Below are 24633 nucleotides of genomic sequence, written 5' to 3' on the forward strand. Positions count from 1 at the left end.
TCTTTGTCCCTACATAGGGTCAGCGTAGCGCCTGCGCCATATCCGACAGGTGCCGGTCGAGATAGGCGTCGAACGCCGCGTCGGGCTGCCGCTGCGCAAAGACATCGCCGAACGGATCGGGCGCGTCGATCCGGCTTCTCGCCATTTCCGCCAGCACCGCATGGCCGCAGAACGGCACGTAAACTTCAGAGTAGCCGCCCTCATGCACCATGACGAGCTTGCCACCGCAGACATCCGCCGCCAGATCCATCACCTGCCGCGTCATCGCGCGGAAGGTCTCCTGATGCGCCAGCATCCGCCCCAGCGGATCGTTGGCGGCGGCGTCGAACCCGCTGGCGACGATCAGGACGTCGGGCGCGAAATCCCGGATCGCGGGTAGGGCAAGCTGCTCCATCGCGGCCAGATAGCCTGTATGGCCGGTGCCCGCGGGCAGGGGAATGTTCAGGTTGTACCCCGCGCCGTCGCCAGTTCCACGATCTGCGAACGCGCCGGTGTCCATCGGGTAGTTGCGGTCCTGATGCAGCGACACGGTCAGCACATCGGACCGGTCATAGAAGATCGCCTCCGTCCCGTTACCGTGATGCACGTCCCAGTCCAGCACCGCGAACCGATTGGCCAGCCCATCGGCGCGTGCGGCTTCGATCGCGATGGCGATATTGGCCAGCAGGCAGAACCCGTTGGGCCAGTCGGGCAGGCAATGATGGCCGGGCGGGCGCGACAGGCTGTAGGCGTTGTCCAGATCGCCGCGCAGCACCGCCGAAAGTGCGGCCTGCGCCAGCCCCGCCGATTGCGCCGCGATCGCGAACCCGCCGGGACCGAAGGGCGTGCGACGGCCCAACTCGCCCCCGCCCGCGTCCGACAGCGCCTTGAACTCATCGAGGTAGGACGCCGGATGCACCCGCAGCAGGTCTTCGCGTGTGGCGGCGGGCGCACCCTGCATCGCCAAATCACCTGCCAGCCCGGTCACCGTGATCAGGTTCAGCAGCCGCCTTTTGCTTTCCGGGCTTTCGGGCAGACCACCATCAAGTGGTTGCACCAGCCCGCCGACCGGCACCATGCCGGCATAGTTGCCGCCGCCATGCCAAAAACATCTCTCGTCCCAGAAAAAACCCGTGGTCATGGCGCTCCCCGATTGTGATTGCCGCATCATCGGTGCCAGTCGGAAGAATGACAAGCACGCGGCCGCGTCACCCATCTGGGTGTTGCGGGAGCGGGGCTCGCTTTCATACTCTCCGAACCATTCATTGAACGGAGGAGAAATGATGCCACACTTCCTTTTCAGTCTGCGCAAGATCGTGCTGTCGGTCAGCGCCGTCGCCCTTGCGGCATGCAGCGGATCGTCCAATTCGACCCAGCAACCCCCGATGATGCCGCCGGGCGGGGACGATCTTGTCGGCGCTGCCGCGGTGTCTCCGGCAGGGGCGTTCAGCGTCGTGCTGAACGGCGAAACCTTCGCCCCCGGTACGCCGACCACGACACAGCAGGGCTTTACCGTCTGGGGCACGGGACAGCGCGAAGGGGCGGTGGCCTATGACAGCCCTTCTGTGGTCGCGATGGCGGGTCACACCAACGGGTCGAATTATGCCGGACTGACCGGCACGACTATGGTGCCACCTACGATCGAGGCGGAATTCATCGGGTCATGGGTGCTGTACCACCCCGAATTTGGCCGCAACAACGGCAGCACCATCTTCGTCTATGACGATGCGACGCAGCAGATTACCGACCAGAGCGACAACATCGACGTCGTGGCGACCACCGATGCGCAGGGCAATATCACCGGTACCTTTGTCCACAATCCGGATTTCCCGGATGTGCGCAGCACGGCACCGTTTGTCGGTGGGTTCTACCGGAGCGACAACGGCAACCGCAATCTTGTCGGCGTATTCAACAGTGACACCATCGTCGGCGCGATCAACGGCAGTCAGAACGATTTCGGCAATCCCTTCTAGCGGTCGGCATCCGCTTCGGGGCGCAGCCGGTAGATCCCTTCCGGCAGATCAAGTGCGGCGGCCAGATCGCGCACCTGTGCAAGCGAAAGTGTGACGGTGACCGCCGCGTCGCGCTGCGAGTCGAACTGGGTCAGCGTGACGCAGTCGTCAAAGGCCGCGACGGTCACATCCTCGGTCAGCGGCGCCGGTGGCTCGTCGACCAGGGTGATGACCGTGGCATCGAATTCATGTTCGATCGTAAACATTCTGTCAGCCTATCGCCCCTATGGGCAGTTGCAACCCATTGAAAGCCTTGGGCGTTACCACGCCCATGCGCTGACCATGACGTGATTTGCACTGGCAGCCGCACCCGGCGCATCCTAGATTGTGCAGAACGGGGCCGCGGCCCCCACGCCGGAGAGCCCGATGCACAAGACGCCTATCCTGTCCCTTTTGGCCCTGATCGGCCTCGTGTCCTGCGCGCCATTGCCGGTCGACGAGGCGACGAAACAGGGCGGGCAGCCGCCGGTGACACGACAGCCGACCGCCGCGCAATCGGCGGCCAATCGGATCACCGCGCGCAACGCGGTGCGCAATTTTGTGCAGGTCGTCCAGACCGTCGAACCCGTGGCAGAGGCTGTTTGCCGCGAACGTGCGCCGCGGCTGAATTGCGATTTCCGGATCGTCGTCGATGACCGCCCGGGTGCGCCGCCCAACGCCTTCCAGACCGTCGACGACGCCGGTCGCCCGATCATCGCCTTCACGATCCCGCTGATCGCGCAAAGCCGCAATCAGGACGAACTGGCCTTTATCATGGCGCACGAGGCCGCACACCACATCCGCGGCCATCTGGCCCGGCAGCGGCAGAACGCCACCGTGGGCGCCGTGGTATTCGGCGAGCTGGCCGGTGTAATCGGGGCAGGCAATCAGGAGACCATACAGGCCGCGCAGGAATTCGGGGCCGCACTGGGCGCGCGCACCTATTCCAAGGATTTCGAACTGGAGGCCGATGCGCTGGGCACGCTGATCGCCCATCGCGCGGGGTATGATCCGCTTTTGGGTGCGGAATTCTTCTTCCGCATTCCCGATCCGGGCAACCGCTTTCTTGGTACGCACCCCGCCAATGCGGACCGTGTGCGCGTGGTGCAGGAAACCGCGGCGGCCTTGCGCAATTGAGGCAGTGTGAGGCCGGACCCGCTCAGGCGGTCGCGCTCGCGCCGATCGCGATAGCGGCAAAGAAGCAGGCAGAGGCGGCGACGACGAACCCATGCCAGATCGCAGTCGCGTATTTCATCCGCGCTGCATAGAAGATCACGCCGATGGTGTAGGTCAGCCCGCCGACCATGATCAGCGACAGGGTGCTGCCCGGCACCGCCGACCACAGCGACCAGATCAGAATGATGCTAAGCCACCCCATGAACAGGTAGAGCGCGGGGCCGAACCGGCCCGGGATGCGCCAGAAAAACAGTTTCAGCACCATGCCGAGGATCGCCAGCCCCCAGACCACCGCAAGGATGACATAGGCCAGCACACCGCCGACCATCACCACAAGCGGCGTGTAGGTTCCTGCGATCTTGAGGTAGATCGCCGCGTGGTCGAACCGGCGCAGGGTCGGGCGCATCCCGGGCCACGGTGTCATGTGATAGAAGGCCGAGGCGGCGAAGGTCGCCACCAGCGCCACGCCATAGACAGCCAGCGCGCTAAACTGCCCGACGGTGGCGAAGCCCGCCGACCAGATCGTCAGCACGACGGCCCCGATCACGGCCCCCGTCAGCCCGATGGCATGCATCGTGCCGTCGGCGATCCGTTCGGATCGGGCATAGGTGGGGTACATGGCCAGCGTCCTTGTTGCTCCGTGTCGACCCTAATCCTGCCCCGACGCCCGTCAACGCTTCCTTAAGGTCACAAACGCAGCCGTGATTGTTCTTGGCACCGGCCCCGACCTGCGCGACCATGCACGTCGCAAGACGGAGGAACACGCATGTGGCAGCAACTGGCCCGGATCAGGCAGCGGGCGATCTGGTCGTGGGACGGTTTCGCGCACGTCTGGCGCACGGAAGGGTCGCTCAAGCAGTGGATCGTGGCCAACATCGCCTTCGCAGTGCTGGCCTTCGTGCTGCCGCTAACTGCGGGGGAACGCGGTCTCGTGCTGGCAGGTGGTATCCTCGTGCTGGCGATGGAATGCCTGAACACCGCCATCGAGCGCATCGTCGACGATATCAGCCTCGACAAGCGCGACCGCGCCCGACAGGCCAAGGACGCGGGCTCCGCCGCCGTGGCCGTGACGGCGATTGCCGTCGGGGTCGGCTGGATATGTATTCTGGCCGGACTATTCTTCTAGGTGAAACTCTTTGAGGCTTGCCACCGTGGCTTCGCCAACATCAACCAGAATACAGGGAAACCCAATGTCTTTGATCCGTTCCACCCTCCTCGCCGCCGTCCTGCCCGTCGCCGCTTTCGCCGCCGGCAGCAGCGATTCCGACGCGCCCAAGCCCTCCGAGACCACACAGGTCTGCGCAGAGGGCCTTGTCTGGGATCTGGCGACACAATCCTGCATGACGCCCGAGGAAAGCACCAACGACGACAGCGCCATGATGGATGCGGTGCGCGAACTGGCGCACGACGGCCGCTATGCCGATGCGCTGACCGTGCTGGAAACGCTGGAGGATCAGCAATCCGACCTCGCGCTGACCTACTACGGGTTCGTCAGCCGCAAGGCGGGCGACATGGACCTTGGCATGGCCTTCTACGATCAGGCCATCGCGCAGAACCCCGACAACATCCTCGCGCGCTCCTATATGGGTCAGGCGCTGGTGGAACAGGGTGCCTATGACCTCGCCGCAGCGCAGCTGATCGAGATCCGCCTGCGTGGCGGACGCGGCACCTGGGCCGAGGCCTCGCTTGATAACGCCATCGCCACGGGCCAGACCTACACGTTCTGAACCGCCTCCTCCTCAAGGCGACACGGCCCGCTGGACATTTCCTCCGGCGGGCCGTTTGTGTTTTGCCATGAGGATCATCGAAAACGCGTTGAGCGACCGTGGCTCGAAATACGCCGTCTCCGGCGGGCCGGTCGGGTCCGTGGAAGAGGCGAAGGCGTTCGTAAAGACGCTCTGTCGCCGCAAAGCCTTCGCCAAGGCGACCCACAACACCTGGGGCCTGATCCTGCCCGACGGCACCCCGGTGAAGAACGACGACGGCGAGAGCGGTGCGGGCATGGTGATCGTGCGGATGCTCGAACGCGAGGGCCGACTGGGCGAGATCGTCGTGGTGACGCGCTGGTACGGCGGCAGGAAGCTGGGCGGCGACCGTTTTCGCAGGGTGCAGGACGCGGTGCGGGTGTGGTTCGGGACGTGACTTTAGGTTGAAAAGTTCGAAATTCGCGTCATGCTCTTTCAAACGGAGGAATACGCGATGAGTTTGCCGAGTTATTTGAAGCAGGGGGAAATCGCACGATTATTTCCTGTGTTGGCCACAACTTCCAAAGAGGGGCGCACAACGGCAATATTCCTGTCTTGCCTTTCCCGTATTGAAGAATTTGGGACGGCGCTCTTGCAAGGCGTTGGACATAAGGTCGGCAAGCGGACGAAGATCAATTGTTTCACCGAAGTCGTTTTTACTTCTGAGAAGAAACCGACATCAGACAGACCTGACGGTTTGATTGTCTGTCGTAACGGATCGAGAGAGTGGCGCGCCTTGGTCGAAGCCAAGGTAGGCAATGCCCAGCTATTAGCTGATCAAGTGGAACGCTATCAGCAAATCGCCAAGGATGCTGGCGTAGATTGCGTGATCACTATTTCCAATCAGTTTACTTCTTCTCCGCAGGTTCATCCTCTTGCGGAAATAAGGAAAAGTAGATCGACTGTTCCAGTCTATCACTGGTCATGGATGTCAGTGCTGACCTCGACTGATTTGCTTCTGAATAATCGCGAAGTCAAAGACGAAGATCAGCATTTCCTCTTGAACGAACTGCGCAGATTTCTTTCACATGAGAGTGCTGGGGTAAAAGGTTTCGAACGTATGCCTTCGGAATGGGCAGAATTGAACAGGCTGGTTTCGGCAGGTGGCCGAGTGCCATTGAAATCACCCGAGGCGCAGGTGGTAGTCGATGCTTGGCATCAAGAGACGAGAGACCTTGCACTTATATTGTCTCGTCAAACCGAGATATCGGTAAGTGAAGTTATGCCGAAGAAGGAACAGAGCGATGGTGCGTTGCGAGCCAGATCTGCCATCGAACGGCTTTCTCACGAAAACTGCTTGTCTGTGACACTTTCCATTCCCAACGCCGCTGCCCCGTTGGAAGTCACCGCAGATATTTTGCGTCGAACGATAGACGTCGGCATGGAGCTTAAGGCGCCGGAGGACAAGAAATCCACAACGGCGAGAGTGAACTGGCTCCTGCGGCAGATCAAAACCGAAAAAACGTCCGACTTGTATATTCGGCTTATGTGGTTGGGAAGAAGTGAGGACACACAATTTTTATACGAACAACTGAGAGACGATCCTTCGATTTCCGAAATAGGAAAGGAAGGTAAGCAGGTCAGCCGTTTTCACGTTTTCTATGCACGCCGATTAGGTCCGCGTTTCGCCCAACAAGCCAATTTCATTGTAGATATTGAACAGGCCGTTCCAGAATTTTATAGGGAAATTGGCCAAAACTTGACGCTTTGGCGAAAGCCAGCGCCAAAAATCAAAGATGACCGAGAGCAAGCATCCGATGTAAGCGTCGAGGCGATCGAAGATGATGCACAAGACTTAGTGAGCGACTGACCCCCACAAATCATACTCCCCAGCCTCTTCGACCTCCACCTTCACAACATCCCCGACACTCAGCCCCTCGGCACATTCGTCGATAAACAGGTTCCCGTCGATTTCCGGTGCATCCGCCCATGTGCGGCACGTCGCAATCCCGTCTTCGTCGATATCGTCGACGATCACCTCAAGCACCTTTCCGACCTTCGCCTCCAGTTTCGCCGCTGAAATCGCCTGTGCTTTTGCCATAAACCGATCCCAGCGGTCTTGTTTGACCTCCGGGGCCACGTGATCGGGCAGGGCGTTGGACCGTGCACCGGCGACGTTTTCATACTGAAAGCATCCGACGCGGTCGAGTTGCGCCTCGTCCAGCCAGTCGAGCAGGTGCTGGAATTCGGCCTCGGTCTCGCCGGGGTAGCCGACGATGAAGGTGGACCGCAGCGTGATGTCGGGGCAGGCGGCGCGCCAGGCGGCGATCTCGTCGAGCGTCCGGGCGGACGCGGCGGGGCGGGCCATGCGTTTGAGGACATCCGGGTGGCTGTGCTGGAACGGGATATCCAGATACGGCAGCACGCCGTTGTCGGGGTCGGCCATCAGCGGAATGAGATCGCGCACGTGGGGGTAGGGATAGACGTAGTGCAGGCGCACCCATGCCCCCAGCCGCCCCAACTCGCGCGCCAGATCGGTGATGTGGCTGCGCACCTCGCCGTCTTTCCATGGGTTGACGTCGTAGCGCCGGTCGAGGCCGTAGGCCGAGGTGTCCTGCGAAATCACCAGCAGTTCCTTCACCCCGTTCTGCACCAGCTTTTCCGCCTCGCGCAGCACCGCATGGGCCGGGCGGGAGGCCAGCTTGCCGCGCATGTCGGGGATGATGCAGAATTTGCAGCGATGGTTGCAACCCTCTGATATCTTGAGGTAACTGTAGTGGCGCGGGGTCAGCGAAACGCCCGACGTAGGCAGCAGGTCGACGAAGGGATCGGGGCTGGGGGGGACGGTTTTATGGACGGCGTCGAGGACCTGTTCGTACTGGTGGGGGCCGGTCACGGCGAGGATCTGCGGGTGATGCGCGCGGATGTAGTCGGGTTCCGCTCCCAGACAGCCGGTCACGATCACCTTGCCGTTTTCCTTCAGCGCCTCGCCGATGGCGTCGAGGCTCTCGACCTTGGCACTGTCCAGAAACCCGCAGGTGTTCACGATCACCGCTTCCGCGCCCGCGTAATCCCCTGAAATCGCGTAACCTTCCGCCCGCAGCCGGGTCAGGATGCGCTCCGAGTCCACCAGCGCCTTAGGGCAGCCGAGCGAGACCATGCCGATGGTCGGCTGGCCGCTGCGCGGGGCATCGGAGACGCGCATCTTCGGCGCGAGATCGGGGCGGAGGTTGGGCGGGTTCTGGGACATGAGTTGCGTTTAGCGGATGTCGGAGACGAGGGAAATGGGCGACAAAAACGACGTATGATTCGCGTGCACCGGGCGTGCACAGCGCGTGCACCGGAAAATCACCGGTTGAGCGGGCGGGGCGAGCAACATTGTGACCGATCGCGCCGGTACCCGAACCAGAGCCACGTTGTTGCCAAATGGCCGCAGGGTGTGCGTGGGCGATTGCGCGGCGGGGCGGGGACTGGCAGGGTTCGGGGATGACGAGGGATTTCGACAAAGTGATCCGTCTTGCGCCGCATGTCCTTTCTGGGGCGGCGGCGCTGTGCTATGCGTGGTGGATCTCGCGGACAGGGTTGCGGACGACGGGCGTGCAGTTCGTCTCGCCCTTGATCGTGATCATCGCGGTGCATTTGTTGTGGCTTGCGGCGGCGCGCGGGTTGCAGGCAGGCTTTGTCCAGCGGCTCTTGTCGCGGGCGCTGGGCACCGTGACGCTGCTGGTGGCCATGGTCGTCGGGGGCACGGTGTTCGCCCCCCAACCGGCGCAGGCGGATGTCGGCGGTGTCATCGGCAGCATATTGATGACCGTTTTTTGCGCCGCGATCTTGCTGGGTGTGCTTTGGGTCATCGCGCTTGTCTTCAAGCTGATTTTTGCCGGTCTGGGTGGGCTATTCGGTGGCGACGGGGATGACGACGGCCCGAAAAACCGGTTGTTCGACGCAGCTAGTGTAATCTTGTGTTTCGGCGCGCTTGTCGTCGCCAGCACGGAGGGTTTGCAGCGCGGCTATGCGTTCGCCCCAGAGGGCCAGGCGACCGCGCGTCAGGTGACGGCGGCACCGCCCGCAGCGGTCTGGGCGGCGATGCAGACGGCCACCTCGCCCGCGTTTCCGCTGCCCGCGCTACTGGATGCCTTTCCGCAGCCGGTGGAGGTGGCTGTGGACGAAGGCGTGGAGCTTGATGCCAATCGTATCGTGCGGTTTCAGGGGCGCGAGGGTGCGGGCCGTCTGCACCTGCGCGTGACGGAGCGGACGGAGACTACGGTCATTTTCGAGGTGCTGTCGGACAGCACGCCCTATGCGGGGTGGATCGGATACGAGCGCCTGACCTACCGGATCACGCCGCGAGGTACAGGCACGGAAATCGCGGTGTCGCTGGATTTCGAGCGCAGGCTGGCCCCCGCCTGGTTCTTCGGCCCCGCGATGCGGGCGGCATCCTATTTGGCGGTCGACGTTCTGGCTCGCGATGTGGCCGCGCGGGCGGAAGGCTAGGCGATGCTGGCCGCGACCGAGCGGGTGCTGCCGCGGGCCGACACATCGAACACGGATGGCGTGATCCGACTGGTGCCGGGCAAGGCGCTTTGGTTCGCAGGCCACGCGGTTCTGGGGCTGGCGGGTGTCGTGCTCTATCCGCAATGGGGTGCGGCGCTGGTCTTCGTGCTGCTGACGGGGATCACGATTTGCGCGGGACATTCCGTCGGAATGCACCGGTTGCTGATACATCGCAGTTTCCGTACGCCGCGGTGGCTGGCCTATCTGCTGGTCTGGCTGGGCACGCTGGTGGGCATGGCGGGGCCGATGGGAATGATCCGCGCCCACGACATACGCGACTGGCACCAGCGGCAGATGGTCTGCCCACCGCATCCGGCCCATGGCGCAGGGTTCTGGCGCGATGCGTGGTGGCAGCTGATGTGCGAGTTTCGCCTATCGTCGCCACCTGACTTCGTGATCGAAAGCGACGTCGCGCAGGACCCGGTGTATCGCTGGATGGAGCGGACGTGGATGCTGCAGCAGGTCCCGGTGGCGCTGTTGCTTTTCGCAGCCGGTGGCTGGGCCTATGTCCTGTGGGGCATCAGCCTGCGGATCTGCGTTTCGCTGACGGGACACTGGATGGTCGGCCATTACGCGCATCGGTCAGGGCAGGAAAGCTGGCGGATCGATGGCCTGCCGGTGCAGGGCTACAACCTGCCCGGACTTGGATTGATCACATTCGGCGAGAACTGGCACGGCAACCACCACGCCTTTCCCCATTCCGCGCGGCTTGGCGTGGAGCCGGGACAGTCAGACCCCGGCTATCTTTTGATCCGGGTGCTGGGGGCGTTGGGATTGGCTCGCGATATTCAAGAGCCTGCGTCGCAACCCGCGCGCGAAGGACTGGTGCGCGTGGGGTGATTTGCCACAGGGATGGCTGGACGACAGCCGCCCGTTGACTGACATACTCGGGCGGTTTCAGGTGGATGGTGCGGGAGCCTCCGGCGGGAGTATTTTCCGCAAAGTAATGCAGCAAGGCCCGCCGTATCAGCCGTTTTTTTCCTGCATCTTCCTAATCTGCGTCAGCTTCATCCGGTTCGGCATCCAGGGGAACAGCCAGTTCAGGGCAAAGCGCAGTTTGCCGTCGTTGATCGCGCGCAGATCGCCGCGCAGCATCGCGTCGTAGCCGTATTTGGCGACCTCCGCCGGGGTGGCACCCGATTTGGTGAGCGGTGTGTCGTCCAGATCGGCGCGGGCGGCGAATTCGGTTTCGACGTAGCCCGGTTCCAGCGCCGTGACGGTGACGCCGCTGGCGCGCAGTTCTTCCGCCAGCGCCATCGACAGGCTGGAGACGTAGGCCTTGGTCGCGAAATACGTGGCCTGCAACGGCCCCGGCATATAGGCGGCGGTGGAGGAGACGTTGAGGATTTTACCCGATCCACGCTGCGCCATATCGCCGCCGATCCTGTGGCAGAGCGTAGTGAGCGCTTTGACGTTGAGGTCGATCATCGCGAGGTCATCTGCCAGATCGCGCTCGATGAACAGCCCGCGCCCGCCAAAGCCCGCGTTGTTGATCAGCACGTCGATCTGCCGGTTCTTGACCGCGTCATAGAGTTCATCCGCGCCGCCTGCGGCCCCGAGGTCGAGCGGGATGCAGGTGACGGAGATGCTGTGGGCCGCTTCCAGTTCCGCTTTCAACTTATCCAGCGCATCGGCGCGACGGGCGGTGATGATCAGGTCACCGCCTTTTTTGGCGTGGTAACGGGCGAATTCCTGACCGATCCCGGCGGAGGCACCGGTGACGAGGGCTGTGTTGGGCATGGGGTTGCTCCTGCTGCAATGGCTTGGCCCCGATGTAGGTGGCCGGGTCACGGATGTCATCCCGCACGCGGCGTCAGCGCGTGGCGATCAGCTCGCTCACCTGCATGGCGCTGTCGTCCATGTCGAGGAACGGGCAGGCTTTGGCGGCGGTCATGGCCGCCTCCATATCGGCGGCGTTGATGATCGTGTAGCCCATCATCGGGGTGATCTGCGCGTCACCCAGCACCTGCGTGCCCTTGAGCGGCTGCTGCGGCGTGACGGAATCCAGTCCGGCGATCCAGTCTTGGTAGCGGTCCATGTGGGCCTTGCCCTCTTCCGGCGATTTCGGCTGGCTGCCGCCGTGGTAGGTGAGGATGAACTGGGGCATTGGCGGTCCTTTGGCTGATTGTATCGCTTGGTATTAGCAGGGCTGCGCCGGGTTGAGGAAAAAATCTGCACGGATTGTGGCGGTGGCAACCATTCCTCAACCTGGCCGGGGTAGGCCGGGGGCAGAGTTGTCTTGCCGGGGTCCGCTGTCCGCCCATGTCGCGCCTGAATACCATCCTGTTGATGATCGGCCTTGTGTGGGGCGCGGGCGTCGCCGGGGCGGAGGGCATGTCGCTGCTGTCGCGCGGCGGGCTGTTCCCGGCCGCACAGGCGGTGCTGCCGCAAACGGGTGGCGCGGATGTGCCGCGCGCCGGTGGCAGCCTGTTCGCCGGGCAGCAAAGCGGGAGCCTTTTCGCGCCCTATCCGGTGCGTCTGCCGCCTGCGGCCCTTGCGGCGGTGGTGCCGCAGGGTGGCACGCCGGTCGCGCGGTTGCGCGATCTCATCAGCCGGGCGGAATCGCGCAGGCACGGTTATGACGCGGTGCAGCACGGGGCGGCGATCCGACCGCCGCTGCCGCCGACGCAGATGACGCTGGCGCAGATTTTCCAGTGGATCGAGGACACGCCGGGCCAGCCGCACGCCATCGGGCGGTATCAGTTCATCCCGCCGACGCTGCGCCGGGTCGTGGCCGAAGTCGGTTTGCCGCCGGACACGCGGTTCACGCCCGCAGTGCAGGATAGGCTGGCGGATGTGCTGCTGGCCGATGCGGGGTGGCCGCAGTATCGGGCGGGTGCGCTGGACCGGGTGAGTTTCATGAACAACCTTGCGAAAATCTGGGCCGGGCTGCCGAACGAAAGCGGGCAGTCGCATTACCACGGCGTCGCCGGAAACCGCGCCGCGATCAGCTGGGCGGATTACGAGGCGGCGATGGCCGGTCTTTTCATCGGATCGTGACGCGATGACCGGTGCTGCATGGAGGGCGGGGCGGTCGACGGAAGGTGATCGTGCCACCGCAGGCAGGCGGTGCGCCGGGACCTGTCACCGTCGTCGCGACATACACACGATCTGCAATCGCCGCGCCCGACCGGGAAACGGACGTCGGGTATGCAAAACCGGTATTGGGACAGAGCCGGGATCCGCCTATCGTCGTTTTATATTGAATGACATTGCGGAGGTTTAAGATGAGAAAATTGAAGACATTGGTGTGTGCTGGCGCTGCGGTCGCAGGGCTCGCGGCCTGCGGCGGCACGACAGAGGCCGAGTTCGGTAACGCAGTCGGTTTCGGCCTTGCGACAGAGGTGCTGCGGCAAAGCCCTGCGGTGCGCCAGCAGTTCGACGGCACCGCCCCGACGGCGAACTTCGCCGAAGTGCGCAACACCGGTCTGGTCACCTACACCGGGCAGGTGGCGCTTTATGACGATCACACCGCGCTGGACGACCCGGCGTTGGTCGCCCTGCCGACGCCGGATATCATCGGACGGATGGACCTGCGCAGCAACATCGGCAGCACCAACGGCGGGTTCGACGGCGAGGGCACCAATTTTGTGCGCGCCAATGGCGAGGCGTTGACCGGGATGCTCGATCTGAACGCGGGCATCGTGCGGAGCGTCAGCATCGCAGGACGTGGTGAATTCGCGGTTATCGACGCGGACCTGTCGGGAACGTTGACTGACGAAGCAGGCACCTTGCCTTACAACGTTTCGCTGGATGGCGGGTTCTCGAACGACGGGCAGGGGGTGATCCTGCGCGGGGCGACGGACGGCACCACCAATGCGGGCAACAGTTTCGCCACGGTGATCGGGGGGCTGCGCGACTGAGCGGCGCAGATATCCGGAAAAGAAACAGGGGCAGCGTCATTCGGCACCGCCCCTGTTCTTTAGACAAATGCGGGTTCAGCGGCGGCGGTCGCGGCGCGCGCTCATCGGTTGGAAGGCGACGCCGACATGGGCCTCGCAATAGGGTTTGCCGGCCTGCACGGGCAGACCGCAGAACCAGAAATCCGGCGTCGCGGGGTCGCCCACGGGCCATTTGCAGGTCTTTTCGGTCAGTTCCATCAGGCTGATCCGCTTGGCGGATTTTTCGACCTCGTTGACCTTGGCCAGTGCTTCGGGACTGATCTCGTTCGCCGAAGGCTGCGGCGGCAGCGGCTGGCCTGCCGGGATGATCGCGCGGCGGGCGGCGGAAATCGGGATGCCGTTTTCGTCAAGCTCCTGCTCTTCCTTGACGGCGGGCACGGAGGCTGCGGGCGTCTTCGGTTTCACCGCGGCCTTGGTTTCCATCTTCACCGGTGCGGGCTTTTCCTTGGCAGCCGGTTTCGCGGCAGCCGCCGTGCCTGAACCCGCGCGATTGGACAGGCCCAGGCGGTGCACCTTGCCGATCACCGCGTTGCGGGTCACGCCGCCTAGTTCCTTTGCGATCTGGCTGGCCGACTGGCCCTCGCCCCACATCTTTTTGAGCGTCTCGACGCGCTCGTCAGTCCAGGACATATGAATTCCTTCAGTCTGTCAGGCGGGATGCGTTGGGCATCGGGCCTTGTCTTATCCGTCGATCCCCTATTCTAAGCATCCGGGTGAGGGAAGTGAAGGACCGGCGATGCAATTCGCCGAATGAAAAAGGAAGCGGCAGATGAGCGATCAGATCAGTATGGGTGTGCGTCGGTTCGGCCGGGTCAACTGGCTGGGTACATGGACGCTGGCCGTGCGCGAGGTGCGCCGGTTCATGAACGTCTGGTCGCAGACCGTCATGGCCCCATTGATCAATGCGGGGCTGCTGTTGATGATTTTCACCATCGCCATCGGGCCGCAGCGCGGCGACGTGATGGGCGTGCCATTCATGACCTTCCTGGCCCCCGGTATCCTGACGATGACGGTGATCCAGAACGCCTTTGCCAACACATCGTCGTCGATGGCGTCGGCCAAGGTGCAGGGCAATATCGTGGATACGCTGATGCCGCCCCTGTCGGCGGCGGAGATGCTGACCGGCTACATGGGCGGTGCGGTGGCGCGCGGGGCGCTAGTGGGGCTGGTGATTGCCGCCGGGTCCTGGGTGTTTCTGGGCGTGGGCATGGTGCAGCCGCTCTGGGTGATCTGCTTTGTGGTGCTGGGGTCCGTGTTCATGGGCGGTCTGGGGCTGATCGCGGGGATTTTCGCGCAGAAGTTCGACCAGCTGTCCGCGATTTCCAACTTCATCGTCACGCCCTTGGCATTCCTGTCCGGCACTTTCTATTCGATCGAGGCTTTGCCGCAGCTGATGCAGACGCTGTGCCACATCAACCCGTTTTTCTACATCATCGACGGCGTGCGGTTCGGCATGATCGGGGTCAGCGACAGCAGCCCGTGGATCGGGCTTGCGGTCGTGGCGGTATTCACTGTGGCCGTGCTGGCGGTGTGCTGGCGCTGGCTGGACCGGGGCTACCGGCTGAAAGCCTAGACTTTGGCACCGGCGGGTTGCGGGCGCTTGCCGTGCAGCGCCTCGCGCCAGGCCAAAAGCGCGGCGCCCGCGACGATCACCCCAGCCCCCAGCCAGCTGACCGCATCGGGCAGGACGCCGAAGATCGCGGCATCGTAGAGGGCGGCGAAGACCAGCGTGACATAGCTGAACGGTGTGACGAAACTGGCGTCGGCGCGGGCCATGGCGTTGACGAAACAGGTTTGCGCCGTGGCCATCAGCGCGCCGAGGCCCGCAAGTGCCGCCCACTGCGCGGGCGTCGGCATCCCCCAGACCGGCAGCACCGCGACGCTGGCGATGATCAGGCCGATGGCGTTGTTGGTGAGCAGGATCTGGAAGGGCGGTTCGCTGTCGGCCAGCCGCTTGATGAAGATCAGCTCGCACCCCATCAGGACGGCAGCACCCAGCGCCAGCAGCCCCGCCAGTTGAAACGCGTCCGTGCCGGGGCGCAGCAGGATCAGCGCGCCACCCAGCGCCATCGCGGCGGCGAGCCAGCGCCAGGGGCCGACCCGCTCGCCCAGAAGCGGGATCGCCAGCAACATGCAGAACACCGGGTTGAGGAAACTGATCGCGGTGGCGTCCGACAGCGGCATGAAGGCCACGGCGGCGAACATGCAGGTCACGCCGCCCCAGCCGAAAGCGGTGCGCCCGATATGGATGCGCAGATTGGGCCGCCCGAGTTTCGGGCGCAGCACCAGCGCCAGACTGCTCAGTGTCAGGAAGGCGAAGACGAAACGCCCGTGGCTGATCTGCAGCGGGTGCAGCGCGGGGCCGAGCCTGTCGGTGCCCAGCATCTTGGCCAGCAGGGTGGTGCCCGCGATGAACATCGTGGCACAAAGCATGAAGGCCACGGCAAGCGGCAGGTTGGGGGCGCGTTTAATCATGCGCGGGTGCTACGCCCGCGCAGGCCCGCTGGCAATCGGCGAAAACCGCTTTTCATCGGTGGCGGGCCGGTCTAACGTCTGCCCCATGATGCACCGGACAATCACCCGACGCCGACGCTGAGAATGCGTTCCCCGCCTGCCACGGCAGGCCGTCGTCCCTGTGCTGCCCATTCCCAATTTCGTTGACTTGCCCGGCGTCCTCCGTCACCACAAACTGGTTTTCGCCACCCAAGGGCATCCATTCCAGAAAAGGCCGATCCCGATGATCCCGTCCGTCTTGCCGACCTACAACCGTGCGCCGCTGACATTCGTGAAGGGCGAAGGCTCCTGGCTGGTCGACGCGGACGGGCGACGGTTTCTGGACCTTGGTGCCGGGATCGCTGTGAACGCGCTGGGGCATGCGCATCCGGCACTGGTCAAGGCACTGACGGATCAGGCGGGGGCGCTGTGGCATACGTCGAACCTCTACCACATTCCAGCCCAGCAAAAGCTGGCGGACATGCTGGTCGAACATACCTTTGCCGACACCTGCTTTTTCACCAATTCGGGCACTGAGGCCTGCGAACTGGCGGTGAAGATGGCGCGCAAATATTTCTACGACAAGGGCCAGCCGGACCGGACCGAGATCATCACCTTCTCCGGGTCGTTCCATGGCCGGTCGTCGGCGGGCATCTCCGCCGCCGGGTCGGAAAAGATGACCAAGGGCTTCGGGCCGCTGCTGCCGGGGTTCACGCATCTGGACTTCGGCGATCATGACGCGCTGACGGCAGCGGCCTCCGACAAGATCGCCGCGATCATGGTGGAGCCGGTGCAGGGCGAGGGTGGTATCCGCCCGCTGCCCGATGCCTGCCTGAAAGGCCTGCGCGATCTGTGCGACCAGCACGGCATCCTGATGATCCTGGACGAGGTGCAGTGCGGTGTGGGCCGCACCGGCAGGCTTTTCGCTCATGAGTGGGCAGGCATCGCGCCCGACATCATGATGGTCGCCAAGGGGATCGGCGGGGGCTTTCCACTGGGGGCCGTACTGGCGACGGAAGATGCCGCATCCGGCATGACGGCCGGCACGCACGGGTCGACCTATGGCGGCAACCCGCTGGGCTGTGCGGTAGGCTGCGCCGTGCTGGAAGAGATCGCCGACGATGGATTTCTGGCCGAGGTGAACCGCAAGGCGGGATTGTTGCGGCAAAAGCTGGAGGGGCTGGTTGCGGCGCACCCGGAGGTCTTCGAAGAGGTGCGCGGGGCGGGCCTGATGCTGGGGCTGAAATGCAAGGCTGCGAATACGGACGTGGTGCAGGCGGGCTATGCGCAAGGTGTCATCACCGTGCCCGCCGCCGACAACGTGATCCGCCTGCTGCCTGCGCTGAATATTACCGACGACGACATCGCCAAGGCCGTCGATCTGCTGGATGCGACGGCGACACAGGTGGCGGGCGATGGCTGACTACGGCTTTCGCCCGATGACGCTGGACGACCTGCCGATGTTCAAACGCTGGCTGGACCAGCCGCATATGGCCGGGTGGTGGGGCGACAGCGGGACAGAGGCGCGGCTGGTCGAGGAGGATATGGGGCGCGGCGTGGTCGACATGCGGATCGTCACCCATGACGGCACACCGTTCGCCTATATCCAGGACTACAACGCCCATGCCTTCGGTGCGCCGCAATACGCCGACCAGCCCGCCGATGCCCGCGCGATCGACACGTTTCTGGGCGATCCGGCCTACCTGGGGCAGGGCCACGGCAGCGGCTTTCTGGCCGCACGGATATGCGAATTGCGACGGACCTACCCTTGCGTCGTGACCGACCCGGACCCGGCCAATACGCGTGCCATCGCGGCCTATGCCCGCGCGGGGTTCCGCCCGCTGGCGGTGCGCCCCTGCGAAGACGGCGATCCGGTGCAGGTCATGGTTTTCCACTGACCGGCCACATGAATTTCAAGAACAGAAGCGACATCGCATGACCCATTTCCTCGATATCCACACCACGGACCCGGCCGACCTGCGGGCGATCATCACCGACGCGCGCCGGATGAAGGACGCGCGCGACGGGTTGCCCAAGGGTACGCCGGACGCGGAACAACCACTGGCGAACCACATGGTCGCGCTGATCTTCGAAAAACCGTCGACCCGGACGCGCGTGTCCTTCGACGTGGGCGTGCGGCAGATGGGCGGGCAGACGATGGTACTGTCGGGCGCGGACATGCAACTGGGACATGGCGAGACCATCGCCGATACCGCCCGCGTGCTGTCTCGTTACGTCGATCTGATCATGATCCGCACGTTCGAGGAACAGACGCTGCTCGACATGGCCGAACACGCCACTGTGCCGGTCATCAACGGGCTGACCAACCGTACGCATCCCTGCCAGATCATGGCGGATGTGATGACGTTCGAGGAACACAACGGCCCGATCAAGGGTAAGAAGGTGGTCTGGTCGGGCGACGGGAACAACGTCTTCGCCAGCTTCGCCCACGCCGCCAAACAATTCGAGTTCGATCTGGTCTTCACCGGCCCGCCGCCGCTCGACCCGGAACCGGCACTGGATGGCCTCTATACCACCGTGCGTGACCCTCATGAGGCTGTGCAGGGGGCCGATCTGGTGGTCACGGACACCTGGGTGTCGATGCACGATCCGCAATCGGCGCGCGAACGCCGCCACAACCAGCTGCGCGGCTATCAGGTGAACGACGCGCTGATGGCCCGCGCCAAGGATGATGCGCTGTTCATGCACTGCCTGCCTGCCCACCGTGACGACGAGGCGACGAGTTCGGTGATGGACGGGAAACACTCGGTGATCTTCGACGAGGCCGAAAACCGTCTGCACGCGCAGAAGGCGATCATGCGGCACTGTCTGGGGGTGTAGGGGCGTGGCGTCCGGGCGAAGCAGCGCGCAACCGACAGGGACGGTCACCCCGTTCAGCAAGGATGTGTTGTGGCGGTTTCTTGACGATGCGGGTGTTCCGTTTCGCACCCCCTTGTCCGAACTGATCGCCACCCACGGCACGCAGCCAAGCGGCTGGGCCGATACGGTATCCTATTGTGAAATGCGCGGCGGGGACCGGATCGTGCCGCATCTGGCGCATGGGCTTTGCGTCGCGGTGCAGGATCGGATGGACAGGACGCGCCCGCCGTCGATGCTGATCGGCTATATCAGGCGACATCGCAGTGCGGAGGCCAATCTTGCCATCGCGGTCGCGCGGTTCGCCGCGTTGTGGGGCCTGGGCGAGGACCGGTCGGTGTCGAACACGATTTCACGGCGATGGGGCGATGCATTCTGCCATGTGACCGCCACGGCATTCCCGTCCGCGCTGAACACGCATTTCGGCCACAACGACCGCCATAGCACTGTCCCCGGCAGTGCGACGGAGTGTTCCGTGACGATCCAGCCCGACTATGCGGCGCCCCTGACCCGGCAAGAGCGGGACTGGCTGGCGCAGTGGCGTCCGGACACGATGTTCGCGCGGCATATGCCGACCTATTCCCACTTTCACGATCTCGCACCGTTGCCGCCCGATTTATCGGACCTGCCCTCCGGGATCGGATTTGCGGGCGACGATGCCGCGCTGATCATCGTGAGTGCGGAAAAGCGCGCAGCGATCCTGCCGCGTGACCGGATGACGGGTGTCGGCTATCATGTTCTGACACCGGCGAGGGGGCGTGGCAGGGCCGAAGTGGAGCTTGCGTTCCGCCGGACCGATGACCGGCATGCGGACGTGCGGCACATCACCCTCGCCCGTGGCCCATACGATACGCCTGCGCTCGCGCCGCTGGCCACCGCACTGGCCCGCCGTCTTGACCTGCCGCTGTCGCACTCGTCAGAGCCTGACTGCTGACCTCTCAGGCGACGAAAATTGCCCGCGGCATCTGGAAATCAGGCCGGACATGAGTGGGCCGCTTGCAAAAGTTACAGAAAGTGGCCGACGGGTCGTTGTTCCCGATCTGGGGTGGTCGCACCGCACCATGCAATTGTCACCGTCGCCGATAGGTGCCAACGTGTATCCTTCACACCGGCGAACCGTTCGGGGTTCAAAGCCGTGCGAACATCGACTTCAGCGCGCCTTCGTCGACCATTTCGGCGGCGCGGTCGGGAGAGACCCAGATCCGCTTGCGGCGGTCGGCCTCGGGGTAGTCGTCGGACATTTTCTTGACCGCGACGGAAAAGACTTTCATCTCGCAGGGCATGACACGGCCGTCATCGAACCGCTTTTCGGTGAGGAAGCTACCGACGGCATCTTTGCCGACGTGGCATTTCTTTACCCCCGCTTCTTCCCAGGCTTCCTGCTGGGCGGCTTCGGCGGCGGTCTTGCCGTCGATGGGCCAGCCCTTGGGCAGGATCCAGCGGCCCCGGGAAGAGGAGATCAAAAGCACCTCCTTGCCGTTCTTGCCGTCGCGGTGGCACAGGGCTGCCAGTTGCAGACCCTTCGGGCGGCGAAACAAGCGCAGAATATGGTCGCGCCAAAGGGCGCGAAACGTAAACAAGGACATCATAACCTGCCAAATAGGTTGTGTTTATTAAATTAAGCATAACACCCCTGTGGATAACTTGCAAATGCCGCGCTGCCGCATCGGCGTTCCTGTCAGGTACCGCGCGGTTTTGCACGCAGGGTGGGTACGGCCTGCGTCGGGTCTTCGGGCCAGGGGTGACGCGGATAGCGCCCGCGCATGTCGCGGCGCACGTCGGCGTAGGACGTGGCCCAGAAGCCCGGAATATCGGTGGTGACCTGCACCGGTTTCTGCCCCGGTGACAGCAGAACCACCTTCAACGGCGTGCCGCCCACGGTGGGGTGGGTGGTGACGCCGAAAAGTTCCTGCAGACGGATCGTGATTTCGGGTGGTGTCGCGTCATAGTCGATCGGCACCTTGCGGCCCAGCGGTGTGGTGAAATGCGGTGGTGCGGCCCGGTCGACCTGTTGGGTCTGGTCCCAGTCGAGCATGGCACGGAGCGCGGTCAGAGCATCAAAGCGCTTCCAGTCGGCGGCAGTCCGCACGCCGGACAGGTGGGGCAGCAGCCAGTCTTCAAGGGTCGCCATCAGTGCCTCATCCGACATATCCGGCAGCGTGGGGTCGGTATCGCGGGTCAGCATCACGCGGGCGCGGAACCGGGTAGCGGCGGGCGTCAACCGCAAGCCCAACTGCGCCACGCCGTCGATCATAGCGCGGGCGACCGCATCCGCCGGGGCATCCGGCCACGTGCGGTCATCCAGCACCAGCGCGCCAAGGCGTTCCTGCCTGCGGGTCAACACCGCATTGTCGCGGCGAGACCATGCGCAAACATCGTCCCAGGCGATCCGGTCGGCGAAGAGATCGCGCAGTTCGCTCTCGGTTATGGTTGTCGCCTGCCTGATCCGCGCCTCGCGGGTGTCGCCGTCCAGATCGGTGGCGACGATCAGGCGCTGGCCTGCCAGCGGGTCGGCGGCGTCGAGCACGGCCCCCTTGCCGCCAGACAGCACATAACGCGGCGCGTCGCCCTTGCGGCGCAGCCCAATGCGGTCGGGGTAGGCCAGTGCGGCCATCGCACCCAGCGACAGCGGGTCTTTGTCGGGCAGGCCGCGCGCGAGGCGCCTTGCCTCGTCACGCATCTGCGCCACGGCACCGGCGTTGATCTGCCCCGGCCCGTCATAGCGCGGGCGCAGGGCAGCGATGCGAAGGGCCAGATCGACGGGCGCGCCGCGTAGAGGGTCGCGGCCTGCGAGAACGGCCGCCAAGGGTGCCGCCTGTCGCCCAGCACTCACCAGCATATGCGCCAGACGCGGGTGCAGCGGCTGATCGACCAGCGCGCGCCCGTGCGGGGTAATCGCGCCAGTTGTGTCCAGCGCGCCCAGCGACGTGAGCAGGGCTGTGGCCTCTGCCATCGGGCCGGGCGGCGGCGGGGTCAGGAACGGCAGGTCGCGGCTGCCCCATTGCGCCAGATCGAGGGCCAGGCCGGTCAGATCCTCCACCTCGATCCCCGCCGGGGCGAAGGCGGGCAGCGCGCCTTCCTCGCCCTTCGTCCAAAGCACATAGGCGTCACCGGGAGCCACGCGACCCGCCCGGCCCGCGCGCTGCGTCGCCTCCGCTCGGCTGACCCGTTCGGTGACCAGCCGCGACATGCCGGAGTTGGGATCGAAACGCGCGCGGCGGGCGCGGCCCGCATCCACCACCACGCGGATATCGGCGATGGTAAGCGATGTTTCGGCGATGGCGGTCGACAGCACCACCTTGCGGCCGCTCTGCACCGGCGCGATGGCGGCGCGCTGGTCTTTGAACGGCATCGCGCCGTAAAGCGGGCGGATGACGCAGTCGGCGGGCAGGTCCAGCAGCGCCTGCGTGCGCCTGATCTCGCCCTCGCCGGGCAGAAAGACCAGCACGCCGCCGGTGGTTTCAGCCACGGCCTGCGTCACAAGATCGGCAGTGGCCTGTTCCAGCCGGGTGCCCAGTGGCACGGCGCGGGGCAGGTGGTGGGTGGTCACCGGATAGGCGCGGCCCTCTGCGGTGATGATCGGCGCGTCATCCAGCAGGGCGGCGACAGGCGCCGCATCAAGCGTGGCGGACATGACCAGCAGGTGCAGGTCAGGGCGCAGGGCCTGCGCGATCTCCCATGTGAGCGCAAGGCCCAGATCGGCATTGAGGCTGCGTTCGTGGAATTCATCGAAGATCACCGCACCGATGCCGGTGAGTTCAGGGTCGCTCTGGATCATCCGGGTCAGGATGCCCTCCGTCACGACCTCGATGCGCGTGCCCGGCACGCTGTCGCCGCGCATCCGGTAGCCGACGGTTTTGCCCGGTGCCTCGCCCCGCTGATCGGCGAGCCTGTCGGCGGTGGCGCGGGCCGCAAGGCGGCGTGGCTCCAGCATCACGATCTTGCCGGGTGTGAGGTTTGCGTCCAGCATCGCAAGCGGCACGCGGGTGGATTTGCCCGCCCCCGGCGGAGCCTGCAGCACGGCGCGCCGGTGGCTCCGCAGGGCGGCGATGAGGTCCGGCAGGACACTGTCGATGGGCAGGGCGGTCATGTGCCTTGGGTCGCCGCTAAACCCCGTCGCGTCAAGTGTGTGGGGCAGGGCCGGTCAGAGGGATTGCGCCGCCACTTGCGTGGCGTCGCCGGGGCGGGGGCTTCGCCCCCGTCTGCCTGCGGCAGACTCCCCCAAGGTATTTTCGACCAGAAGAAGAAGGGAAGGGCCAGTGCGCTGCGAGGGCGGGTTATCAGAGCCGCTCGATGGCCAGCGCGATGCCTTGGCCGCCGCCGATGCACATGGTGATCAGCGCGCGCCTGCCGCCGATGCGCTGCAGTTCGTACATCGCCTTGACGGTGATGATCGCTCCCGTCGCCCCCACCGGATGCCCCAGCGCGATGGCCCCGCCGTTCGGGTTCACGCGGGCGGGATCGAAGTTCAGGTCCTTGCTGACGGCGAGCGCCTGTGCGGCAAAAGCCTCGTTGCTTTCGACCACATCGAAATCCGCCGCCGTCAGGCCGGTGCGGGCCAGCAGGTTCTGCACGGCGGGCACCGGGCCGATGCCCATGACTTCGGGCCGGACACCGGCATGGCCATAGCCCAGCACGCGGAAGGCGGGCGAGAGCCCCGCTTTTTCCGCCGCGTCGGCCCGCGCCAGCACGACGGCCGCCGCCCCGTCGTTGAGGCCGGAGGCATTGCCCGCCGTCACCGTCCCGTCCTTCTGGAAGGCGGGGCGCAGACCGGCCAGCGTGTCTTCTGTCGTTTCTTTCGGGTGGGCATCGGTGTCGAAATCCACCATGTCGCGCTTCACGCGGACCTGCACCGGCGTGATCTGCTCCCTGAAATAGCCCGCTTCGATCGCGGCTAGTGCGCGGCGCTGGCTTTCGGCGGCGAAGGCATCCTGTTCGGCACGGCTGATACCATTTTCGGCGGCGACGTTTTCCGCCGTTACCCCCATGTGGCCGGTGCCGAAGGGGCAGTGCAGCGCGCCCAGCATCATGTCCTGCGTGCGGACGTTGCCCATCTTTGCGCCCCAGCGCTGGTCGGAGATGATGTAGGGCGCGCGGCTCATGCTTTCGGCACCGCCCGCCAGCGCGAAATCCGCATCCCCAAGCTGTAACGCCTGCACCATGGAAACCACCGCCTGCACGCCGGAACCGCAGAGGCGGTTCACGTTCATCGCGGGCACGCTGTCCGGCACGCCAGCCTGCATCGCGCCCACACGCGAGAGATACATATCGCGCGGTTCGGTGTTGATGACATGGCCAAAGGCGACGGAGCCGATTTGAGCTGGCTCCACGCCGCTGCGTTCCATGGCGGCCGTGTTGACGGCGGCGGCGAGGTCGATCGGGGGCGTGCCGGCCAGCGCGCCGCCGAAGGTGCCGATGGCCGTGCGGGCGCCGCCCAGAATGACGATTTCGGTCATGGTGTCTCCCTTTCAGGTGCGTTTGCGGTAGCCTACCTCAGGATCGCGCCCGTGACAGCCCGACGTTGGGTCATTGCGACGGCGCGCGCGGGCAGGCATGGTCGGCCCGAGTCCACAATGGAGCGGTGCGATGATCCTGTCCCTCGACCATATCCAGCTTGCCCTGCCCGCGGGGGCAGAGGCGGCGATGCGCGATTTCTACTGCGGCATTCTGGGATGTGCGCTTGTTGAAAAGCCCGCGGCTTTGGCCGGGCGCGGCGGGTTCTGGGCCACGGCGGGTGAATTGCAGCTGCACTTCGGCGTCGACCCCGCCTTCGCGCCTGCGACCAAGGCGCATCCCGCCTTTGTCGTGGCAGATCTGGACGATCTGACGGCACGGCTGTCGCAGGCGGGACATGACGTGCTGTGGGACGACAAGCTGCCGGAGGTGCGGCGCGCCTTCACCGCCGATCCCGTCGGCAACCGGATCGAATTGATCGCGGGGTGAGGGGGCGTGATTTGCGCGGGAGCGGATTTTCCC

General features: G+C 64.7%; 27 protein-coding genes. 16 read left to right on the plus strand and 11 right to left on the minus strand.

Going from position 1 to position 24633, the window contains the following annotated elements; all coding sequences use genetic code 11:
* Nucleotides 1–19: 19 nt before the first annotated feature.
* Nucleotides 20–1120, minus strand: coding sequence for a class II histone deacetylase (locus AC04PH_RS15740; RefSeq protein ID WP_483066768.1), 1101 nt, complete (start codon nt 1118–1120; stop codon nt 20–22).
* Between the two features lie 142 nt (nt 1121–1262).
* On the opposite strand from AC04PH_RS15740, the gene AC04PH_RS15745 reads away from it, so the two are divergent.
* Nucleotides 1263–1952, plus strand: a complete 690-nt coding sequence (locus AC04PH_RS15745; protein ID WP_483066769.1) for a hypothetical protein — start codon at nt 1263–1265, stop codon at nt 1950–1952.
* Here AC04PH_RS15745 and AC04PH_RS15750 read toward each other — a convergent pair.
* Nucleotides 1949–2197, minus strand: a complete 249-nt coding sequence (locus AC04PH_RS15750) for a hypothetical protein (protein ID WP_483066770.1) — start codon at nt 2195–2197, stop codon at nt 1949–1951. The two genes, AC04PH_RS15745 and AC04PH_RS15750, sit on opposite strands and share 4 nt — an antisense overlap.
* 160 nt (nt 2198–2357) lie before the next feature.
* On the opposite strand from AC04PH_RS15750, the gene AC04PH_RS15755 reads away from it, so the two are divergent.
* Nucleotides 2358–3107: a M48 family metallopeptidase gene (locus AC04PH_RS15755; protein WP_483066771.1), complete on the plus strand. Its 750-nt coding sequence runs from the start codon at nt 2358–2360 to the stop codon at nt 3105–3107.
* A gap of 22 nt (nt 3108–3129) precedes the next feature.
* Here AC04PH_RS15755 and trhA read toward each other — a convergent pair whose 3' ends face one another.
* Nucleotides 3130–3765 (minus strand): PAQR family membrane homeostasis protein TrhA, encoded by a 636-nt coding sequence (trhA, locus tag AC04PH_RS15760; RefSeq protein WP_483066772.1) that lies wholly within the window; start codon nt 3763–3765, stop codon nt 3130–3132.
* 147 nt (nt 3766–3912) lie between these two features.
* On the opposite strand from trhA, the gene AC04PH_RS15765 reads away from it, so the two are divergent.
* The 4 genes from AC04PH_RS15765 (at nt 3913) to AC04PH_RS15780 (ending at nt 6701) form a co-directional block, all read left to right on the plus strand.
* Nucleotides 3913–4272 carry a diacylglycerol kinase gene (locus tag AC04PH_RS15765; protein WP_483066773.1) on the plus strand — a complete coding sequence of 120 codons (360 nt, stop codon included), beginning with the start codon at nt 3913–3915 and terminating at the stop codon, nt 4270–4272.
* A gap of 64 nt (nt 4273–4336) precedes the next feature.
* A complete protein-coding gene (locus AC04PH_RS15770; protein WP_483066774.1) occupies nt 4337–4873 on the plus strand; it encodes a tetratricopeptide repeat protein in 537 nt (178 codons plus the stop codon).
* A 67-nt stretch (nt 4874–4940) separates the two neighbouring features.
* The gene (locus tag AC04PH_RS15775) at nt 4941–5288 is read left to right on the plus strand and encodes a YigZ family protein (RefSeq protein WP_483066775.1); all 348 of its coding nucleotides are present in this window, start codon (nt 4941–4943) and stop codon (nt 5286–5288) included.
* A gap of 57 nt (nt 5289–5345) precedes the next feature.
* Nucleotides 5346–6701, plus strand: a complete 1356-nt coding sequence (locus tag AC04PH_RS15780) for a hypothetical protein (RefSeq protein WP_483066776.1) — start codon at nt 5346–5348, stop codon at nt 6699–6701.
* Here AC04PH_RS15780 and rimO read toward each other — a convergent pair.
* Nucleotides 6687–8081, minus strand: coding sequence for a 30S ribosomal protein S12 methylthiotransferase RimO (gene rimO, locus AC04PH_RS15785; protein ID WP_483066777.1), 1395 nt, complete (start codon nt 8079–8081; stop codon nt 6687–6689). The genes AC04PH_RS15780 and rimO overlap by 15 nt on opposite strands.
* Nucleotides 8082–8317: 236 nt before the next feature.
* On the opposite strand from rimO, the gene AC04PH_RS15790 reads away from it, so the two are divergent.
* Complete coding sequence (locus AC04PH_RS15790) at nt 8318–9325, plus strand: SRPBCC family protein (RefSeq protein WP_483066778.1); 1008 nt, start codon at nt 8318–8320, stop codon at nt 9323–9325.
* Nucleotides 9326–9328: 3 nt separating this feature from the next.
* Complete coding sequence (locus tag AC04PH_RS15795) at nt 9329–10225, plus strand: acyl-CoA desaturase (protein ID WP_483066779.1); 897 nt, start codon at nt 9329–9331, stop codon at nt 10223–10225.
* 126 nt (nt 10226–10351) lie between these two features.
* On the opposite strand, the gene AC04PH_RS15800 is transcribed toward AC04PH_RS15795, so the two are convergent.
* Together AC04PH_RS15800 and AC04PH_RS15805 are read right to left on the minus strand one after the other, a co-directional pair.
* Complete coding sequence (locus AC04PH_RS15800) at nt 10352–11125, minus strand: SDR family NAD(P)-dependent oxidoreductase (protein WP_483066780.1); 774 nt, start codon at nt 11123–11125, stop codon at nt 10352–10354.
* A gap of 73 nt (nt 11126–11198) precedes the next feature.
* Nucleotides 11199–11492 carry a YciI family protein gene (locus AC04PH_RS15805; protein WP_483066781.1) on the minus strand — a complete coding sequence of 98 codons (294 nt, stop codon included), beginning with the start codon at nt 11490–11492 and terminating at the stop codon, nt 11199–11201.
* A 155-nt stretch (nt 11493–11647) separates the two neighbouring features.
* On the opposite strand from AC04PH_RS15805, the gene AC04PH_RS15810 reads away from it, so the two are divergent.
* Together AC04PH_RS15810 and AC04PH_RS15815 are read left to right on the plus strand one after the other, a co-directional pair.
* Entirely contained in the window at nt 11648–12385 is a 738-nt protein-coding gene (locus AC04PH_RS15810; RefSeq protein WP_483066782.1) for a lysozyme family protein, read from the plus strand.
* A gap of 227 nt (nt 12386–12612) precedes the next feature.
* Nucleotides 12613–13248, plus strand: a complete 636-nt coding sequence (locus tag AC04PH_RS15815) for a hypothetical protein (protein ID WP_483066783.1) — start codon at nt 12613–12615, stop codon at nt 13246–13248.
* 75 nt (nt 13249–13323) lie between these two features.
* Here the strand turns inward: AC04PH_RS15815 and AC04PH_RS15820 are convergent, their stop codons facing one another.
* Nucleotides 13324–13917, minus strand: coding sequence for a GcrA family cell cycle regulator (locus AC04PH_RS15820; protein ID WP_483066784.1), 594 nt, complete (start codon nt 13915–13917; stop codon nt 13324–13326).
* A 139-nt stretch (nt 13918–14056) separates the two neighbouring features.
* On the opposite strand from AC04PH_RS15820, the gene AC04PH_RS15825 reads away from it, so the two are divergent.
* Nucleotides 14057–14860, plus strand: a complete 804-nt coding sequence (locus tag AC04PH_RS15825; protein ID WP_483066785.1) for an ABC transporter permease — start codon at nt 14057–14059, stop codon at nt 14858–14860.
* On the opposite strand, the gene AC04PH_RS15830 is transcribed toward AC04PH_RS15825, so the two are convergent.
* Nucleotides 14857–15762, minus strand: coding sequence for a DMT family transporter (locus tag AC04PH_RS15830; protein ID WP_483066786.1), 906 nt, complete (start codon nt 15760–15762; stop codon nt 14857–14859). The genes AC04PH_RS15825 and AC04PH_RS15830 overlap by 4 nt on opposite strands.
* A 262-nt stretch (nt 15763–16024) precedes the next feature.
* Between AC04PH_RS15830 and AC04PH_RS15835 the strand changes: the two genes are divergently transcribed.
* From AC04PH_RS15835 to AC04PH_RS15850, 4 genes are read left to right on the plus strand one after another with little or no spacing between them, the layout of a single operon-like run.
* Nucleotides 16025–17203: an acetylornithine transaminase gene (locus AC04PH_RS15835; RefSeq protein WP_483066787.1), complete on the plus strand. Its 1179-nt coding sequence runs from the start codon at nt 16025–16027 to the stop codon at nt 17201–17203.
* Entirely contained in the window at nt 17196–17678 is a 483-nt protein-coding gene (locus AC04PH_RS15840; RefSeq protein ID WP_483066788.1) for a GNAT family N-acetyltransferase, read from the plus strand. The genes AC04PH_RS15835 and AC04PH_RS15840 overlap by 8 nt, the downstream gene beginning before the upstream one ends.
* Nucleotides 17679–17715: 37 nt before the next feature.
* Nucleotides 17716–18621 (plus strand): ornithine carbamoyltransferase, encoded by a 906-nt coding sequence (gene argF / locus AC04PH_RS15845; RefSeq protein ID WP_483066789.1) that lies wholly within the window; start codon nt 17716–17718, stop codon nt 18619–18621.
* Between the two features lie 4 nt (nt 18622–18625).
* Nucleotides 18626–19591 (plus strand): hypothetical protein, encoded by a 966-nt coding sequence (locus AC04PH_RS15850; protein WP_483066790.1) that lies wholly within the window; start codon nt 18626–18628, stop codon nt 19589–19591.
* A 193-nt stretch (nt 19592–19784) separates the two neighbouring features.
* On the opposite strand, the gene AC04PH_RS15855 is transcribed toward AC04PH_RS15850, so the two are convergent.
* The 3 genes from AC04PH_RS15855 to AC04PH_RS15865 form a co-directional block, all read right to left on the minus strand.
* Nucleotides 19785–20243, minus strand: a complete 459-nt coding sequence (locus AC04PH_RS15855; RefSeq protein WP_483066791.1) for an NUDIX hydrolase — start codon at nt 20241–20243, stop codon at nt 19785–19787.
* A gap of 92 nt (nt 20244–20335) precedes the next feature.
* Complete coding sequence (hrpB, locus tag AC04PH_RS15860; RefSeq protein ID WP_483066792.1) at nt 20336–22747, minus strand: ATP-dependent helicase HrpB; 2412 nt, start codon at nt 22745–22747, stop codon at nt 20336–20338.
* 190 nt (nt 22748–22937) lie between these two features.
* Nucleotides 22938–24113, minus strand: coding sequence for an acetyl-CoA C-acyltransferase family protein (locus tag AC04PH_RS15865; protein WP_483066793.1), 1176 nt, complete (start codon nt 24111–24113; stop codon nt 22938–22940).
* Between the two features lie 130 nt (nt 24114–24243).
* Between AC04PH_RS15865 and AC04PH_RS15870 the strand changes: the two genes are divergently transcribed.
* On the plus strand, nt 24244–24600 hold the full coding sequence (locus AC04PH_RS15870; RefSeq protein WP_483066794.1) for a VOC family protein: 357 nt from the start codon (nt 24244–24246) through the stop codon (nt 24598–24600).
* The last annotated feature ends 33 nt before the right edge of the window (nt 24601–24633 follow it).

It is taken from the genome of Yoonia sp. KMU-150 (assembly GCF_056858355.1).